Below are 18,120 nucleotides of genomic sequence, written 5' to 3'. Positions count from 1 at the left end.
AGGAATAACCGGAGAAACAACGTTCCCGTCCTACTCGGCAATATATCGTTCGACCACTTCGCGGCGCAATTTGGGACCGCCGATGATTTCCCTATCGACATTAATAGACTCCCTGTCATAACGAATGCCGCGAGCAATATCATCCTCAAGCAGTAGCGGGCCATCAAGATCGAAGTAATCCGCCCGGGATGACATGTATACTGACTGAGCGATGCCGACTGAAGATTCCACCATGCAGCCAAGCATCACCTTCTTCTTATTCTCATGAGCTTTGTCAGCTAGATTGATCGCCTCCAGAATACCGCCGCACTTTTCCATCTTGATGTTGATGCCATCAACGTAATTGTAATACTGTTCAAAGTCATCGCCAGCATTGAGTCCTTCGTCCATGATGAGTTCCACACCTTCTGTCTTACCCTTCAAATGAGGCCACTCTTCCACAAACTCCGCATCAGTAGGTTGCTCGATGACCTTGATGCCTTTGCTGGCCAGATGGTAGATCATCTCTTCCGCCTTGGCGCAAGACCACGCACCATTGGCATCAACCCGAAGTTCCCGTCCTTTCACCTGTTTCAGGGCATCAAGAATCATCACATCTTTCTCGTGCCCCATCTTGATCTTAATGATCGGATAATCACTGTTATTGATGGCTGTGATCATCTCTTCCGGAGAGCCGATCGAAACGGTCACAGAACTACGAATACCCACCGGGCTGCCCAGTTCGAGAATCTCCCACGGGTACCGGCGTGACTCACCAGACAGGTAGTGTAAAACAGCACCGACCAGCGCTGCCTTCGCGGTGGCGTGAATATGAAAACGGCTGATTTCTTCGAGAGTGCTCATACTGATCTCCTCCAGATCGCCGAGAAGTCCGACACCTTTCATGAGTTCAGCTTGTATGTCATCAACGCTGGGACCATAATGCACAGAACCGGAAGCTTCGCCGCTGTATCTGTTATTTATGATTGCCAGCAGATTTGTCTTGACGCTTGTCTCTCCCTTGGATACGACAAACTTGCGCTTGAGCGGAAGTGCGATCTTAACAGCGTCTATATGAATCATTGAAGTACTCTCCTTGCTTGCACAAACTCTCGGTCAAGATCGGCCCGGTAGTCGGCGTCTTCAGTCGACAGTGACTCGATCCGCACTCCACCACTCCCACGCGAGGCATGAATAAAGCGGTTGCGATCTATAGCCAAAGCAACATGTCGGTCAAAGAACAAAAGGTCACCACTTCTTACACCCTCACGCGCAACCTCACAGCCTGTTATCACCTGATCCACAGTATCTCGCGGCAGGACCAAGCCATAGCTACCGTACACCGCCTGGACCAATCCGGAGCAGTCAAAACCCATAGGACTAACACCGCCCCACAAATAAGGAACTCCCAGAAACTTTCTGCCCTCCGCGACCAATCGAGGTCCGGTCACCTTTTTGGCATTACTACTGTTTATCGGCCGAAGATTTCGTCCCTTGACGAAAAGACCAGTACGACCGGGAAGATTAAGGCGAACCAGTTGTTTGACCTTACCCTTGATGGCGAGATGAGTACCGTAGTACAGCACATACGGCGCAACGGATCGACCAGATGTATTGTAGATGCGAGTCTTCGAGGTGACCAGAACTCTCCGAGGGCAGCTACAGTACCCATCGTAATCCTGTTTAGAACCAATCAGAGCAACAAAACGCGCATCTACCCAGCCAGAATAACCATCCATTTGTCGAATCCGTAAAAAGCCGGATTCTGATTTACCAACCCGAATACTTTCGCCGAACAGTAATTGACTGATACGCTCACTGTGGTGACCCGGCTCGGCTCTCAGGTCAAGAAGATTGGTTGTAATCCATCCATATCGCATGAGAGAATGCTACGAGTCGACTGTCAGTCAGGCAACAAAAACAGCCGATGGCGAATTCGGGACATAGAAGATAAAACGCGGCAGACAAGGAAGTCTCCCGCGGATAGATAACATTATTTCCGGTTGCGCAACTAAGCCCGCATCTTCGCCAGAAGTCCGTCCATCAGGCGTAATGCCTCCTGGATATTCTCAACTGAATTGGCGTATGAGAATCGTAGAAATCCCTCGCCATACTCACCGAAACATGTTCCAGGCAAACAGGCCACACCGCAATCGTCAAGCAATCGGTCGGCTAATACTTGAGCCGTGAAGCCGGTGCCAGTGATGTTCGGGAAAACATAGAAAGCACCCTGTGGCATCAGGCACGAAACGCCGTCAATCGCGTTCAACCCATTGACAATTGCCTCGCGGCGACGCCGGAACTGAACCATCATTTTTTCCACGTCATCCTGCGGACCGGTCAAACCTTCGATAATTCCAGCTTGAGCAAATGTGTTCGTGCAGGAGAAGTTATTGATTGCAAAGGTGAACAGGTATTCCGCTAGTTTTTCGGGAACGACTGCAAACCCCAATCGCCAGCCGGTCATCGCGTATGTTTTTGACATGCCGTCGATGAGTATCGATCGTTTCAACGCCCCCGGGATAGAGCCGACAGACTCAAAGGCCACGTCGTAGATAATGCGCGAGTATATTTCGTCAGCCAGAATCCAAAAATCATATTCTTCAGCCAACTCGTAGATAGTTTGAAGGTCTCCCTTTGTCAGGATACCGCCAGTCGGATTCTGAGGTGAATTGATAACCAACATGCTAGTTTTGGGGTTCACCAGTTCCTTGAGTTCGTCAATATCAAACCGGAAGTCTTTCTCCATACGAAGATGCATTGAAACCGGTTTGGCACCGATGAAGTTTGAGACTGACTCGTAGGTGGGGTAGCCCGGATTGGGGACAATGACTTCGTCGCCGGGATTGATTGTAGCCATCATGCAAGTGAATATGACCGGCTTGACACCGGGCATTACTACCAGATGCTCAGGACCGATATCAATATTGCGTGTTCGGGCCATATACTCGGCAGCTACTTTTCGTGCCTCAATAACTCCGGCCGACGGGCTGTAGTGGGTCTGGCCATTCTTAATTGCCCTGATAGCAGCTTCACAGATATTCTGAGGAGTGTCAAAATCTGGCTCGCCGATCTGGAGATGAATAATCTTGCGGCCTTCTACCTCCATCTGTTTGCACTTGGCCAGCACTTCAAACGCGCCTTCTCCGGTCATACGTCCTATGGCATCACTAAATTGCATAGTTGCCTTCTTTCATCTATAGCTTTAGTAGCTCAATTGCCTTACTTGCAATGTGTTCCGCTGCCACTCCGAACTTTCTGATCAATTGCCATGGTCTCCCTGACTCGCCGAAACGATCCTCAATGCCAATCATGTCAAATGGCAACGGTCTGTTGTCCAGGGTTCGTTCGCACATAATAGCCGCCGCCACTAGTCGTCCCAGACCACCCACCTGATGTTCCTCGGCCGTCAGAATCGCACCGGTTTCAGTGGCGGCTCTGATTATCGCCTCATTATCAAGCGGTTTAATAGTGTGCATATTGATCACACGCGTCTCAACACCATGTTCTTCTTTGAGGATACATGCCGCTCTGAGCGCCTCGGCGACTTCGGGACCACATGAGATCACCGTAATATCCTCGGCTTCATTTTCATATTCAGATGCTGGTATAATCTCAAATGCATCGACGAGTTGTTTTGCATCGCCATCTCGAAGGCGAAAGATATTGGCTTCTCCGAACCGGAGAGGGCTGTTTTCATTGGTGATAATGGGCGTGGCTTCACGAGCGTAGCGCAGGTATTTTGGTCCCACCACATCGAAAAGCAATATACTGGTCATCTTCTCGGTCTCGATGGCGTCAGACGGCACGGCCACATGCATATTGGGTAGACCAACCATTTGAAAGAGAGCTTCCAGTTCCTGATGCGTCGCTCCGTCCGGACCAACCGATATTCCACCATGCGCACCAACGACAAACACATTAAGATCGTTGTAACAGACTGAGACACGGAGTTGATCGAGGTTACGAGCCGAGGAAAAAACACCGTAGGTGCCGAACACGGGAAACTTACCCTCTTTGGCGAGACCAGCCGCAATCGTAGTAGCATTCTGCTCGGCTATACCAACCGAGATGAAACGCCTTTCTCTATCGGGATGATTCTTACAGAAATCAAGGATATTGATGGAACCAGAAATATCGGCACCGATACAAACGATACGTTCATCATCACCATACCGCTCAAGCGCTCGACCGAAACCCAGACGAGTAGGTAACATCTCAACTTTCATCGAATCGGAAGCATTCCACCAGTAGTTCCGAGAGAACTTCGGCATAGCCTCGGAGACTGAAGACTCAGCCTTTTTATCGAACTCCTGTGCGTATGCAAACATGGAGTCGACGTCGAATGCGCCGGCAAGTCCGAGTTCGTTCAGCAGGCAATCAAGTTCTTCCCTGTTCGGAACTCTGCCGTGCCAGCCCACCTCGTTTTCCATGAAAGACACACCCCTACCTTTGACAGTATTACAGATAAGAACCACCGGTTTACCGGTATCATTATGATTACGGGCAAAATCAAGTTTGGCAACGATGTCAACCATGTCGTGACCATCAACATCAAGCACATGCCAGCCGAAGGAACGATACTTGTCATCGAGTGGATCGATGTCCAGGACATCCTTCGTGGTGCCGTCAATCTGGAGTCGGTTTTTGTCGATGATCAACACCAGATTGTCCAGACCATGGTGTGAGGCTGACATCGCCGCTTCCCAGATCGAGCCCTCCTGCTGTTCGCCATCGGAGCTTATTATAAAAGTCTTGAACTCTTGTTTGTCCAGTCTGGCTGCCAACGCGATTCCGACTCCCACCGAAAAACCCTGTCCGAGTGATCCCGAAGATATTTCTACTCCGGGTAGATCCTTTGCGTGGGGATGACCCTGCAAGGGCGAAGTCAGTTTACGGAGTGTGACAAGTTCCTTCTCGGGGAAATAACCAGAGACAGCCAGTGCCGTATACAAGGCTGGTGCTTTGTGACCCGCCGACCAGATGATACGATCACGATCAGCCCAGTCGGGCTTGGCAGGATTATGGCGGGCAACTCCGAGATAGAGAGCGGCGCAGATATCCATGATGCTGAGCGTACCCCCGGAATGTCCCGAACCGGCCGCGCAGAGTGCAATTTCACTGAGACCACGCATATAGTTGGCGCGTTCGCGCAATTGGTCTACAGAATACTCTGGAAGGGTTGTCTTTGATTGGGCAGATGACATTCAGTTTCCCGTTTCACACTGACATGTCGAACTCGTCGAATCGTTCGCAGTTGCCTTCAAGTTATCTGCGGCCGGGCCTGCTACCAGTACCTTATGTATCGAGCTGGTTCCAGAAACGAAGCATCTTTTTTCGAAGCACCGCCAGCGATCCATTGTTGAGAATAACGCGATCCGATCTCTCCTTGTATTCTCGTAAGGACAGTTGAGCGTGCTGTCTTGCTTCAGCATCCGTCCGCGCCATTCCACGAATCACCAAGCGCCTGAGACGATCTTCCAGCGCAGCATGAATGACCAGCACAAAATCAACTTCATCATCCATATCCCAGTTCAGAAGCAACGCGGCATCAATAACAACTACGTTGTGGGTTTTCTGGAGAGATTGCACTCTTAGGCGCAACTCTTTCAATAGATACGGATGAACAAGTTGATTCAAAGCCGTTTTGGTTTGCTCTGTCTGAAAGGCCCGCGTGGCGAGTTTCTTACGGTTTAGCATTCCGTTGGAGTCAATGATATCCTTGCCAAAACGACGAGCCAGTTTGCGGCGAAGTACATCAGATCTGTTCACAACCTGGCGACCGATCAGGTCAGCATCAACAATAGCTGCCCCACACGATTTAAGGATACTTGCGGCTGTCGATTTGCCGCCACCAATCTGTCCGGTCAGGCCAATGATCATAAGTCTAATAAACAACGAACGGGAGGCAGGAGCAAGCGGTGTTTCAAAATGGTGGTCTGTTTCGAAGACAGTCACCCTTCGATTACTTGAAATGACAGTGCGCACTGCCGTCGATATTGTCAAAGTTATCCTGGGCTTATTGCAGAGTCGTCCCTCGCTCAGATCAAGAAAACACTACGCATCCTACTTAGCGTCAAGCCAGTTCTCCCCTACACCCATATCGACAACGACCGGAACTATCAGCTTGATAGCTTTTTCCATCTCACGCTTGACGAGTCTGCGGACTCTATCAAGTTCATCGCGATGAACGTCAAACACTAATTCGTCGTGAACCTGAAGTAGCATTTTCGATTGCATCGGAACCAGCTGATCGTGGATACGGATCATGGCCACCTTAATCATGTCGGCGGCCGTCCCCTGAATTGGCGTGTTGATAGCCACCCGCTCGGCAAATTGACGAACGTTGTGATTGCGGTCATGAAGACCCGGCAGATTCCGCCGCCGGCCATACATTGTTATCACATACCCTTTGTCACGACCGAACTGCTTGGTTCGATCCATATACTCTTTGATACCCGAATAGCGTTCCAGGTAAGTATCGATAAACTGTCGCGATCCCGCCAGATCAAGTTCCGTCTGTTGTGCCAGTCCAAAGGCACTGACACCGTAAATCACTGCGAAATTGGCCGTCTTGGCCGCGCGGCGTTGTTCGGAAGTCACCTGCTCAATATCAACTCCATAGACCTCAGCGGCAGTTCGAGAATGAATATCCTCTCCCTTGCGGAAGGCGGCGATCAAACTGGGATCATCAGACATGTGAGCCAGTAATCTGAGTTCGACCTGAGAATAGTCTGCTACCAACAAGATGTGGTCATCGTCACGCGGAACAAAAGCCTTGCGAATCTGGCGACCTTCTTCGGTTCGCACCGGTATATTCTGAAGATTAGGGTCGGTCGAGGACAACCGTCCCGTGGTGGCTACCGATTGATTGAACGAAGTATGCACTCGGCCGGTGTTTGGATCGACCATCTTTGGTAAGGCATCAATGTAAGTACTCTTGAGCTTGGTAAACTGTCTGTATTCCAATACGAGTTTCGGAAAAGGATTTAACAGCGCGAGTTCTTCAAGCACCCTGACATCGGTTGAGTAACCCGTTTTCTTCTTTGTTTTTCCTTTGGAGGGCAGGCCGAGCTTCTCAAAGAGTACATGCGAGAGCTGTTGCGTAGACTTGATATTGAACTCGCCTCCTGCGATTTCGAATATCTGGTCCGTCAGTCCAACAAGTTTGCCCTGCATGTTGGCTGAAAGCTTCTTCAAAAGAGCGGTATCAACCCGAATACCCTCTTCCTCCATCGAAGTCAACACCTTTACCAATGGTAGTTCGATGTTGTAATATAGGTTCTGCTGATCCTGCTCGTGAATCAAACTTGCCAGAGCGCCGCGCAGACGGAAAGTATAGTCCGCATCTTCAGCAGCATAGCGAGTGGCCAGATTGACTGGCACGGTTGCGAATGATCTCTGCTTCTTCCCCGTACCGATTAGTTCGGTGATCGGTTGCATGCGATAGTCGAAGTGCTTCAGTGCCAGAAAGTCGAGTGAGTGCCGACTAGTGGGATCGGCAACATAGGAACCGAGCATGGTATCAAAACTGACCGGTTCGATTTCAACGTCATAGCGATGCAGGACCTCAATGTCGTATTTAATGTTCTGTCCGCATTTCTGAACTTCAGGGTTCTCCATCAAACCCTTAATTTCTGCGAGTGCTTCATCGAAAGGAAGATTGGCCTCTTTGTCGTCATGTCCCAGCGGAACGTAATATGCTACGCCCGCTTCCTTACACAACGAGACACCAACCAAATTAGCGTTGCGGGCATCAAGGGAAGTTGTCTCAGTATCTACTGCGATCTCCCTGGCAGAAGCCATCTCTTTCAGCATCTTTCTCAGATCATGCATGCTGTCGATGAGTAGATAGCTCGCGTCGGGTGGCTTGGTTTCCGTAAGTTCAACCATCTCGGCATCGGTGGCTGGAAGAATGTCTCTGAGAAGCCTGGTGAACTCCAACTCCACGAACAATGATTTGGTTTTCTCGTAGTTAAATGGTCGCCTGGCCATCTGTTCCATATCGCAGTCAAGTGGTACATTGGTAACAATCGTTACCAGGTCACGAGACAGACGAGCCAGATCAACATTCTCGGTAACTTTCTTGCGCGTGCCGTTGGCTTTAATCTGATCCGCGTTCTCCAGTACACCGTCCAGCGATCCGAATTGCGCTAGCAGAACATCGGCAGTCTTGGGACCGACCCCCGGTATGCCCGGTACATTGTCCGAACTGTCCCCCATTAAGGCCAGTTTGTCGATCACCAGTTCCGGTTGCACTCCGAACTTCTCCTCAACCTCATCCGGCCCCATTTTCGCAGGAGGAGTAGTCCCTGGCTTGGGCGTGTAAATGCGAATGTTGTCACTTACAAGCTGGAAAAAATCCTTGTCGCCAGTCACGCACCAAACATCAAACCCAGCTGCTTCCGCCTTCCGCGCCAGGGTTCCGATAACATCATCCGCCTCGTATCCCTGCTTCTCAAAGTGCATAATGTTCAGTGCCTCAACCGCCTGGCGAATACGCGGCAATTGTGCAACCAGATCGTCGGGCATCTTGATTCTCGTGGATTTATACTCCTCATACTTTTCATGCCGGAAAGTCGGATGAGGCGTGTCCCAAACCACAGCCAGATAGTCAGGTCGTTCACTCTTGATAATCTTTAAGAGCGAGTTGACAAACCCAAACGTGGCCGATGTATTCTCCCCCTTGGAGTTGATGAGCGGATTCCTGATTAGCGCAAAGTAAGACCGGTAGAACATAGCAGAGCCATCAATAAGATAGACGCTTTTCCTTCGGTCGCTCATTGATACAGCCTGTGCGACGCTATATACTCACAGACAGATGCCGGCACGAGTCGGTCAAGAATTACGCCTGATATCCCTTCCTTGAGACTCTGACGAACAAGACTCGAAGAAATATCAACCGGTTCGATTGGAATCAACTCGATGCGATCACATGGAAGTTGCCACTGAGGTCCGAAATCAAAACCGGGACGGGATCCAACCAAGAAAACAACTTCCTCCAGAAGCTCCTCGGGTTTGTGCCATGAAGGCAACTGCCGCAAGTTGTCGGCTCCAATGATGAACCGGAACGAAGCCGTGGTATAGGTCGTTTTGAGTGCCCGAATGGTGTCGAGCGTATAACCAGACAGTTGTTGATCGGCTTCAATCTCACAGATTTCAAAGTCGAGTTGCGGCTCCAGTGCCAGCTTAAGCATGGCAACTCTGTCCTGGTAAGAAGTACTCTCACGTGAGTTCTTACATGGATGGAAGCAGGACGGAATAAAGATGACACCACTGAGGTCCTGAACAATGAGAAGTTGTCGGGCCAGATTCAAGTGACCATTGTGAACAGGATCGAAAGCCCCTCCAAGAATACCCCAGGTACCCCCATCTTCAATGGCCGGCATGTTCTCCCTGTGATTCTGTAAGGTCTTGATGCAAAAGTTTCTCGAGGTACTTACCGGCTTTTGATGATCGGTTATGGTTGGGGAAATCATTTTGAAACTCCTCCCAACACGGACGCGCCTCTGACATCTCCCCATTGTCATAGTACTTCTTGCACCTGTTGAAGGCGGCTTCGACAATCTTCTCCGTTGCCTTGGAGGCCATCTCATGATCAGGGAACACGGCCAGGAAACTCTCGAACTTAAGGCGTGCCTCCTCGTAGTCCTCCAATTTAAACTCCATCAGCGCATAATAATAGGTAGCGAGGGGAGCAAATTCGGTATCAGTGTAGTCATCGATCACGCGTTGAAAATATGTCTTGGCGGCTACGTAGGCCCCTATACGGTCATAGACGATCCCGCTACTATAGAACTTTCTGGCCATCCTGGTACGAGCCGCCAGCAGGTGTTCGCGGGCACCCTCGACCTGATCCGATTCCGGAAAATCAATAAGGAAATCCTCGAAAAGCTTGATCGCACTCTTCAACTCGCTCTGGTCAAGACCGTAATGTCCGGGTGTTGACTCATAGTAGGATACAGCTTTCAAGTATATCGCTCGTTCAAAGAAAGCAGACGACGGATAGTTGAGGGCGAGTCTATTGAACTCGACCGCTGCCAACTGGAAGTCATCGTTTCGGAAATAAGCCATGCCAAGGTAGTACTGAGCAGTATCGACAATAGCATCGCCCGGAAAATTATAGATGACCGCCTGGAACTTCTCAATAGCGTCGAAGTATTTCTTCTTGTCGTACTTTTCCCTACCCAGTTCAAAAGTCTCACGAGCAGTCAGATTAGTCAGGGTCTTGTTGCCACCGCACGATAGCATCAACCCCGTAGCTATTATGATTACCAACACCCGTGTTGTTGCAAAGCCAGTCAGAGTTTTCAAACCCGATATGTCTCCTTGAGCATTTCGTAATAGCGCAGGACCTTGTTGATATAGACCTGGGGAATGGGTTTGTCCTGCCTCATGATTCCCCGCAGACGAGTCTCGCCCATGTTATACGCGGCCAGTGCCCTTTTGATGTCTCCAAACTTGAGTACCTGCTCAAAAAGATGCAGCGTACCCAGTTTGATATTGGCCACCGGTTCAAATAGTGTCTCTGAGCCTTGCCAGTCAACTTCGGTGCGTGTGGCGAGGTCCTTACCTACAAAAGGCACAACCTGCATCAGTCCACGGGCTCCAACATGACTCTTCTGGCCTTTCTTAAATGATGATTCTGTCAGTATTATCGCCAGAATAAACAGCGGGTCATACTGATATCGTTTGCTTTCGGAATAGATGACTTCCGTAAGAGACATGACTTCCTCATCGTTGAAACCGATCTGGAAATCATCAATCGCCTTGAACACCTGAAGTTTCTCTTCCAGCTCAGTGATACGTCCCTGCTGGAAGACAATCTGCTGTTCGAGGCTGTACTTCTCGCTAACCAGATAAACAGCTACACCCGATTGCAGCAGGTAGATGAAGACTACCACTAAGGCCAATGGCTTGGACAGGAAAATGCCCAGCTTCTCATAGTGGATCATATTCTACTCCTCGCTCCTTACAGCGCGCAAATCATAGCCATCTGCTTCAGTGATTCGCACCTGGCAGATTGAACCCACCGTCAGACCATCACCAACAACAGTGACTTCCTGATCAATGTCAGGACAATCCCGCTGAGTACGACCAACGGCGGAACCATCATCGCTTACGGCATCAATAATAACTTCCTGCGTACTGTCTATCAAGGAGTTATTCTTGGCGAAAGCAATTTCCTGTTGCAGGAGCATTAGGCGATCCAGACGCTCAGTTTTGACCTCCTCAGGGACTTGATCAGGTAAGTCAGCACCCGGCGTTCCCTCCTCTGCCGAATAGCAGAACGCCCCGAGCCGGTCAAAAGCAGTTGCCTCAACAAACTGGCACAATTCCTGAAAGTGCTCCTCCGTCTCACCCGGGAAACCGACGATAAACGTGGTTCGCAGTGCTGAATCGGGGCTGGCGTGGCGAATCCGTGAAATTAGATCGGCAATGGCCTCACTATCATTCTGTCGCCCCATAGCGGCCAGAATCCCGGCGTTGATATGCTGCAGAGGCAAGTCAAAATAGGCCAGCGTCTTATTACCGGAGGTCATGTGCTCAATGAGCTCTACATTGAGACCCGATGGATGCAGGTACATAACCCTGATCCACTCCAGCCCACTAAGACTTTCGAGTTCGCTTAACAGGTTCACCAGTTTCGGTCTGCCAGACAGGTTATTGCCCCAGACGGTCGCCTCCTGGGAAACCAGAATCAATTCACGCTTACCGTTATCAATCAGGAATCGGGCTTCGTTAAGAATCGAGTCCATCGGTCGACTGCGATAGCGACCCCGTATCGAAGGGATCGCACAGAACGTACAGCGGCGGTTACAACCATCGGCAATCTTCAGATAGGCATAAGGATACGCGTCTGATATGAAGCGTTGCTTCCAGTCGAGGTAGCTAAGTTCGTCGGCTGCCACCGAAGCATGGGAACGCGAGGAGCCCAAACCCGACATAGCGTCGGCCAGAGCATCGAGTTCCCCTAAGCCGAATACACCATCAAGCTCCGGGATATCGGCCAACAGGTCATGGCCGTATCGTTGTGAAAGGCAACCAGTCGCAAACAGGCGTCGGGCGCCGCCTTCTGTCTTGAGTCGTGCCATTTGTAGGATAGCCTCGATTGACTCCTCCTTGGCCGGAAGAATAAAGCCGCAGGTATTGATAATGACAGCCTCAGCTCCCTCCGCGACATCGACCTGAATATGTCCGGCCTTCAGAAGCCGAGCGGCGATGTAGTCACCATCAACTTCGTTCTTGGGGCAACCCAGTCTGTATATGTAGAACGTCATAACGGGAGACTCAGAACCGGACTACATCCGTGGAATCCGGAAATGATGGAACAAAGAAGCTCTCCACGCACGAATCGGCGAGATCCTGGTTTAGGAAGTGGATGACATTTCGATCTTCATTGATATCGTAGAACTCCATGCTATCCAGCCGTGTGGTTGCTTCAGACACGTACACAGTCAGGGAGTCGGGGAGATCTGAATCATCCGCGCTGGGATTTTTTCCAGTCAGGCGGTATTCCCTGTTCGGAATTGAGACGTGGGTAAAGTACCAGTGATCAAGATTGGTGATGAACGAAATCTCACTCCCTACCCCATCCGAACTGTCGTGCGTTTCTACCAGTACCTGATTGTTCAGCTCTGAGTACGAATAACTGTGTTGCCCATCGTACAGATATTGATCGGGTCCGATGGTTATGTCAAAGCGACCATCAGCGGCAATAACAGCCAAACCGGCAGCAGAATCCGTTTGTTCAAACACAGCCGACTCGACTGTCACCAACAGTTCAAAGTTCACACACACAGCCTTCGCCAGAGATGTCTTGATCAGTTCGAACGCATCAGTCTCCGACTGAGATTCGGTCGAACCAATGACTGACGCCAGGCATACGAGAAGGAATGCTGTTACTCTCATTATGAAACTTATACAGCCAGCATGGCCGGTTAGTTTGATTCTCCACCACCAACCGGAGCTTGGCCCGCATTTTGGAAGAGGGTATCGATATATGTCTGATCGACAAGCACATCACGCGCCTTGGAACCGTCGAAGGCTGAGACAATTCCGGCCTGTTCCAGTTTATCGATCAGTCGCGCGGCACGTTGGTAGCCGATACCGAGCCTCCGTTGCAATAGCGAAACTGAACCTTGCTTATGGCGAATTACGACTTCGCAAGCCTCGCGGAAGAGTGGATCACCAAAATCTACTTCAGTTTCAGTAGTCTCACCACTGGCTTGAGTGATGCTCTCAAGCGCCAGCATTGGCAATCCCTGGTCCTTAATAAACCCAACGATACGATCCGTTTCCTCATTCTGGAGGAAGGCACCGTGCAAACGAGTTGCTTCCGGTTGCCCCGGATGGAGGAACAGCATGTCTCCGTTCCCTAACAATTTCTCGGCTCCGTTACCATCGATAATCGTACGAGAATCAACCTTCTGGGATACCTGAAAAGCAATCCGGGCTGGGAAGTTAGCCTTTATCAAGCCGGTGATAACATCCACCGACGGACGTTGGGTAGCCAGAATCAGATGTATTCCGACCGCACGGGCCATCTGAGCCAGTCGCGTAATTAGTAACTCCGTCTTGGACGAATTGGTAGACATCAGTAGATCCGCCAATTCATCCACCATAATTACAATGTATGGCAACTGCTCTTCGGGACTCTTCTGTTTCTTGTTGAAATCTTCGATATTGCGCACTGAGGCATTGGCTAGCTTGCGATAGCGCCCTTCCATCTCGACAACAGCGTCAGCCAACACTTTTTCGGCTCGACGAGGATTGGTGACCACAGGACGTCCCAAATACGGAATGCCTGAATAGATGGTCAGCTCGAGCATCTTAGGATCGACCATAATGAAGCGCACCTGGTGCGGGTGCAGGCGATACATCAGCGAAGTCACAATTACATTGATACAGACTGATTTGCCTGAACCAGTGGCTCCGGCAATAAGTAAATGAGGCAGTTTGGCCAGATCGGTCACATAGGGTTCGCCGGCGGTTGTCCGGCCGAGAGCCAACGGCAGACGCAGCTTCGCATCGTTGAAGGCAGGCGAACTTATAATATCTTTCAAAAACACAGTCTGGGCGTTACGGTTGGGGATTTCCACTCCGACGGCCGCCTTGCCCGGAATCGGCGCAATTATGCGAATACGTTTGGCTTTCAGGGCCAGAGCTAAGTCATCCGACAAATTGATGATCTGGTTAACCTTTATGCCGGTACCGGGTTTGAATTCATACCGTGTGATCACCGGTCCGGGATAACGATCAATCTCCCCTTCAATCTTAATCCCAAAAGTCTCCAGAGTCTCTCGTAGCATCCGGGCTGTGAAAGCCAGTTCATCACTACTGACTGCAGATCCGGGATGAGGATTGTCATCAAGCAGGTCCAATGTCGGATAGCGGTACTCCATCGAAGACACTTGAACCTGTTTGGCCGCCTTTGGACGGGACGTGCGTGGTCGAGGTGGTCGCTCGAAATCGTCCGATTGAGCTTCATCATGCTCGTCGTCCGTCTCTACCTCCCCATCGGCCTCTATCTGTTCCTGCAGTTCATCAGAGAACTCAGATTCAGCATTTTCTTCGTCGTTTCCGGTACGTATCAATCGGGTGAACCACTTGAAGGAAAAGAACCAGCCAAGTCCTCCCCGAAGTGAACTGCCGATAGAGGTTAGAATGTGAGCGCCCGGTAGTTCAAAACGGATCGAAAACAGACCCGACACTGATGTATACAATACAAGAATCAAAACAACAAAACCACCCAGTATGACATAAGAACCAAGCTCACCTACGACGCGAATCGATAGCAGGGTCAGCTTCTCCCCTATATAGCCACCAATGACACTGTCGTTGGCTACGAGCGATCTCTTGAGAAGCAGATGTACATTAAACAGCATCGTTCCCAGCAAACCGAGTCCGAACAACAGGGTCGCTGTGAAGCGTAACCTTCGAGACAAATCGCTTGCAAACAGGCGCAGTCCTGAAATGGCCAACCCCAGTGGGAGGAAAAACGATAACCAGCCAACTAGAATCATACCTACAAAGGCAAGGTAGGCACCAAGCATCCCGGCCTGATTACGATACTGAATATCGAACGGATCGATATTAATATCGAGTTCTCCTTGAATGCGCCGATCATCAAGGCCATCGTGGGATACCAGTGCTATCAACAGCACCATTGCCGACAAGAACAACACTATGCCGAGCGCTTGACGCCCCTGATTTGCCTGCTTCTTCTTCCTGCTTTTCTTCCTGGCCATAAACTCCCTGTGGCGGCGGTTCCGGTGGCTGTGTTGGAATCGGGAAAAAAAAGGCAGGGGTCAAACTACCCCTGCCCGAATATCACTGAGTCGGGATACTACTTACGCACAGCTTCTTTCAATCTTTTACCAGCCTTGAAAACCGGGACTTTGCAGGCCGGGATATCAATCGGGGCACCTGTCTGCGGATTGCGTCCGGTCCGTGCCTTTCGATTCGAAATTGAAAAAGTACCGAAACCTGAGAAACTAACTTTGGTGTCATTCACCAACTGTTTGGTGACACCGTCCATAAAGGCTTCAAGAGCGGTTCCCGCCTGCTTCTTTGTGATACCAGAGTGTTCAGCCATGTAGGTAATCATCTGTTCTTTGGTCATTGTAGAGCCTCCTTGGGCTTGAAAATGTTTTCGTCTCTACCTTTCATTTTCTCATATATCTCTGGAAATTCAAATAGTGTCAACTAAAACAAGAAGAGAAAACGGCCAAATATCGCCTATTTTGGCGGTTATTCAGACTTAGAAACGATTGAATTGAGTCGATTTGAAGGAGTCATGATTGTTGTCAATCTTGATATCAGGGATGGCAGTAACATTAAGTTTGAAGCCAAAACCTTTATTGGAACCAATCGGTACCCAATATAAACTCCCTGTCCAGCAATGAATTTTTCGCACAATATTTACCCGATTATTGACCGTCAAATCTCGCTCAAAATCGTACTGCTGCGTGTAAGATACTGTCGTCACCGGGGTTAGATTGAATCCAATAGTGATGTTAACCAGGCTCGATTTTTTGTAAGTTGACGTATGAAGGCCGGATTCACGGAAAGTGTACGCAAATGAGCAATTCCATCCGCGCTTGCTGCCTGTCGTCACTTGGCTTGCCGAATCCACACCGAGAGGAATATCAGCTGCCTCGTCAAAGAGGAATGTCTTGCCCGCCAACCGGAAGCTCAAGCTGAAGTCAAAACTCGTAAGGAATGGAGAAAAAAGCTGTTCTTCGTCAGTTTCGGGATCATAGAACGTGTGGTTCATGTTCCCCCTGACCGTAATTCCCGGAATTGAACTGGTATGAAAACTCGTTTTCATATCCGACAATGGCTTCTCATCATCCTCAAAATTATAACTGAAACCGGAAGTCAGTGAGAGAAGCTCCAGATTGGTTTCCTTTTCATCTCTCTTCACTTTGGCCTGGAAGACATTCTTCAAACTCACGGTCATAGCGGAGCGTTTAGTACTGGCGGCACCGCCACCGGCAAAGGATCGAATCTCGGGGTGTTTTTGAATATCCGGTGACCAGGACCAGCCGAGCGACGGAGAGAATACATGTCGCAAACCGATCAGGTTGCCAATTTTGGGATGAATCGTACCGTAAATACTAGTGTTGGCCGAAATCCCGCCACTGTACGAGTAAGTTCGATATATCTTCGAAACATCAATATCCGCTGCTTGCGACTGGTCGCTCTCCCAAATCTTGAACCAGGTTTCGCTATAACGAAAGCTCGGAACAATATTCGCATAGTAACCCAGTTTGATAGTCGGCAATGCCAGACTTGGATTATGCGTTATCTTAGCGTATTTCTTCCGACTGCGATAGTGAACTGACTCTGTAATGGTTGTATCTTTCAGCCCTCCATCGCCATCATCAATCTGAATATTGTACGAGGCTGTTGAATCTCGCATGACACGGTTGGAGTAGTTGATGAGGCTAGGTTTATAGCGGAAAATGAAACCGTTATACCATTTTTGGACCTTCAGACCGTTTTCATCAGTCGAGCCGCTACCAAAAAGCCAGATGGACGGTAAAGATAGCGACATTGTGGGCATTTGGTCAGTTCTTGTCTCTTGATCCATATTCACGATGTGGCTGAAGCTACCGGTCAGTGAAGTATTCTTGCCAAATTGTTTCGAGAAATTAGCTTTGGAACGAATCTCGCGATTGAGACGTTCATCGAGATTGGAGGAATATTCCGTGTAGTATGATTCGCTCGATTGATAGCTACCATCAGCCTTGATATCAAATGACGGCGTGATCTTGTGGTTGTATACTCCTGAAATGGAGTAGTTGCGCTTCCGCTGTTCGGTTGCCTGTCCCAGATTGTAACTTGTCTGGCGACGGTACTCTGCATTCAAGAAGCCATTTAGAACATATCGCTTGGAGAAATTGATCCGGTTTTTAATCGTAATCGTTCGATTTCTCTCGTGGTAATCGACCGCTCCTCGCCAGTCCCAATAGTCTGATGCCGCCCAGTAGTATCCCAGGTCATTAATGAATCGATCACCACGTTCGAAATTGCCAAATTTGAACGGTAAGAAGCCACTGTGCCGACCTTTTTTCAGTGGAAATACATAATATGGAATGGCTATCAAAGGAATCCGACCGAGGTAAAACACTACCGGTCGGCAGATCATCTTTTCACCCTCAATGAGTTTCATTCGTGAGGATTTGAAATGAAAATGCGGCTCGTCAGCATCGCAGGTCGTGTAATAACCATCATCAACGTAGAATATTTCCTTCTGTTCCCTAAACAGCTTTTGCCCATAGTAAACGCCGTCCTCATAGGCCGATTTGGACTGGATAATCCTTCCTTTTTCAGTGTCCACCGAGTATTCCAGATAGTCCCCTAATAACTCATCGTCGCCATCACGCAAGATCACCGGAATAGTAGCTGGTTGAAGTTCTGTTGCCAGCGATGGTAAATCCTCAACCGTACTCGTGTCCGGTTCAACAAGGACTTCCTCTGCCGAGCGTGCCCTGATCAGTCTCTCCCGAGTGTCAAATTCAACTTCGTGCGCGGTCAACGACATAGCCCCCGAATGAATCTCACAAGCGCGGTGTAAATAGATTACGGAATCTGCCAGACTATATTCGACTAGAGTACCCTTGTACTCTATAC

General features: G+C 49.6%; 14 protein-coding genes. All 14 read right to left on the bottom strand.

The window, feature by feature from the left end:
• Positions 1–30: 30 nt before the first annotated feature.
• On the bottom strand, positions 31–1,062 hold the full coding sequence (locus KOO62_03860; protein ID MBU8933123.1) for a hypothetical protein: 1,032 nt from the start codon (positions 1,060–1,062) through the stop codon (positions 31–33).
• Positions 1,059–1,859, bottom strand: coding sequence for a C40 family peptidase (locus tag KOO62_03855; GenBank protein MBU8933122.1), 801 nt, complete (start codon positions 1,857–1,859; stop codon positions 1,059–1,061). Before KOO62_03855 ends, KOO62_03860 begins: the two co-directional genes overlap by 4 nt.
• Before the next feature lie 131 nt (positions 1,860–1,990).
• Positions 1,991–3,160, bottom strand: a complete 1,170-nt coding sequence (locus KOO62_03850; GenBank protein ID MBU8933121.1) for a pyridoxal phosphate-dependent aminotransferase — start codon at positions 3,158–3,160, stop codon at positions 1,991–1,993.
• 16 nt (positions 3,161–3,176) lie between these two features.
• On the bottom strand, positions 3,177–5,186 hold the full coding sequence (locus KOO62_03845) for a transketolase (GenBank protein MBU8933120.1): 2,010 nt from the start codon (positions 5,184–5,186) through the stop codon (positions 3,177–3,179).
• A 91-nt stretch (positions 5,187–5,277) separates the two neighbouring features.
• A complete protein-coding gene (coaE, locus tag KOO62_03840; GenBank protein MBU8933119.1) occupies positions 5,278–5,862 on the bottom strand; it encodes a dephospho-CoA kinase in 585 nt (194 codons plus the stop codon).
• A 183-nt stretch (positions 5,863–6,045) separates the two neighbouring features.
• Positions 6,046–8,763: a DNA polymerase I gene (polA, locus tag KOO62_03835; GenBank protein MBU8933118.1), complete on the bottom strand. Its 2,718-nt coding sequence runs from the start codon at positions 8,761–8,763 to the stop codon at positions 6,046–6,048.
• On the bottom strand, positions 8,760–9,368 hold the full coding sequence (gene nadD, locus KOO62_03830; protein ID MBU8933117.1) for a nicotinate (nicotinamide) nucleotide adenylyltransferase: 609 nt from the start codon (positions 9,366–9,368) through the stop codon (positions 8,760–8,762). The genes polA and nadD overlap by 4 nt, the downstream gene beginning before the upstream one ends.
• Positions 9,355–10,293, bottom strand: coding sequence for an outer membrane protein assembly factor BamD (gene bamD / locus KOO62_03825; GenBank protein ID MBU8933116.1), 939 nt, complete (start codon positions 10,291–10,293; stop codon positions 9,355–9,357). Before bamD ends, nadD begins: the two co-directional genes overlap by 14 nt.
• Positions 10,290–10,934: a transglycosylase SLT domain-containing protein gene (locus tag KOO62_03820; protein MBU8933115.1), complete on the bottom strand. Its 645-nt coding sequence runs from the start codon at positions 10,932–10,934 to the stop codon at positions 10,290–10,292. Before KOO62_03820 ends, bamD begins: the two co-directional genes overlap by 4 nt.
• 3 nt (positions 10,935–10,937) lie before the next feature.
• Positions 10,938–12,260: a 30S ribosomal protein S12 methylthiotransferase RimO gene (rimO, locus tag KOO62_03815; GenBank protein ID MBU8933114.1), complete on the bottom strand. Its 1,323-nt coding sequence runs from the start codon at positions 12,258–12,260 to the stop codon at positions 10,938–10,940.
• 10 nt (positions 12,261–12,270) lie between these two features.
• Positions 12,271–12,891: a hypothetical protein gene (locus KOO62_03810; protein ID MBU8933113.1), complete on the bottom strand. Its 621-nt coding sequence runs from the start codon at positions 12,889–12,891 to the stop codon at positions 12,271–12,273.
• A 29-nt stretch (positions 12,892–12,920) separates the two neighbouring features.
• Positions 12,921–15,230, bottom strand: coding sequence for a DNA translocase FtsK (locus KOO62_03805; protein ID MBU8933112.1), 2,310 nt, complete (start codon positions 15,228–15,230; stop codon positions 12,921–12,923).
• A 98-nt stretch (positions 15,231–15,328) separates the two neighbouring features.
• Positions 15,329–15,604 (bottom strand): HU family DNA-binding protein, encoded by a 276-nt coding sequence (locus KOO62_03800; GenBank protein MBU8933111.1) that lies wholly within the window; start codon positions 15,602–15,604, stop codon positions 15,329–15,331.
• 138 nt (positions 15,605–15,742) lie between these two features.
• The coding region (locus KOO62_03795; GenBank protein MBU8933110.1) for a hypothetical protein at positions 15,743–18,120 on the bottom strand (2,378 nt) is incomplete at its 5' end.

This window comes from Candidatus Zixiibacteriota bacterium (assembly GCA_019038695.1).
Classification (GTDB): domain Bacteria; phylum Zixibacteria; class MSB-5A5; order GN15; family FEB-12; genus B120-G9.
Note: the sequence above shows the minus strand (reverse complement) of the source record. Positions and strands in the feature narration are given on the sequence as shown.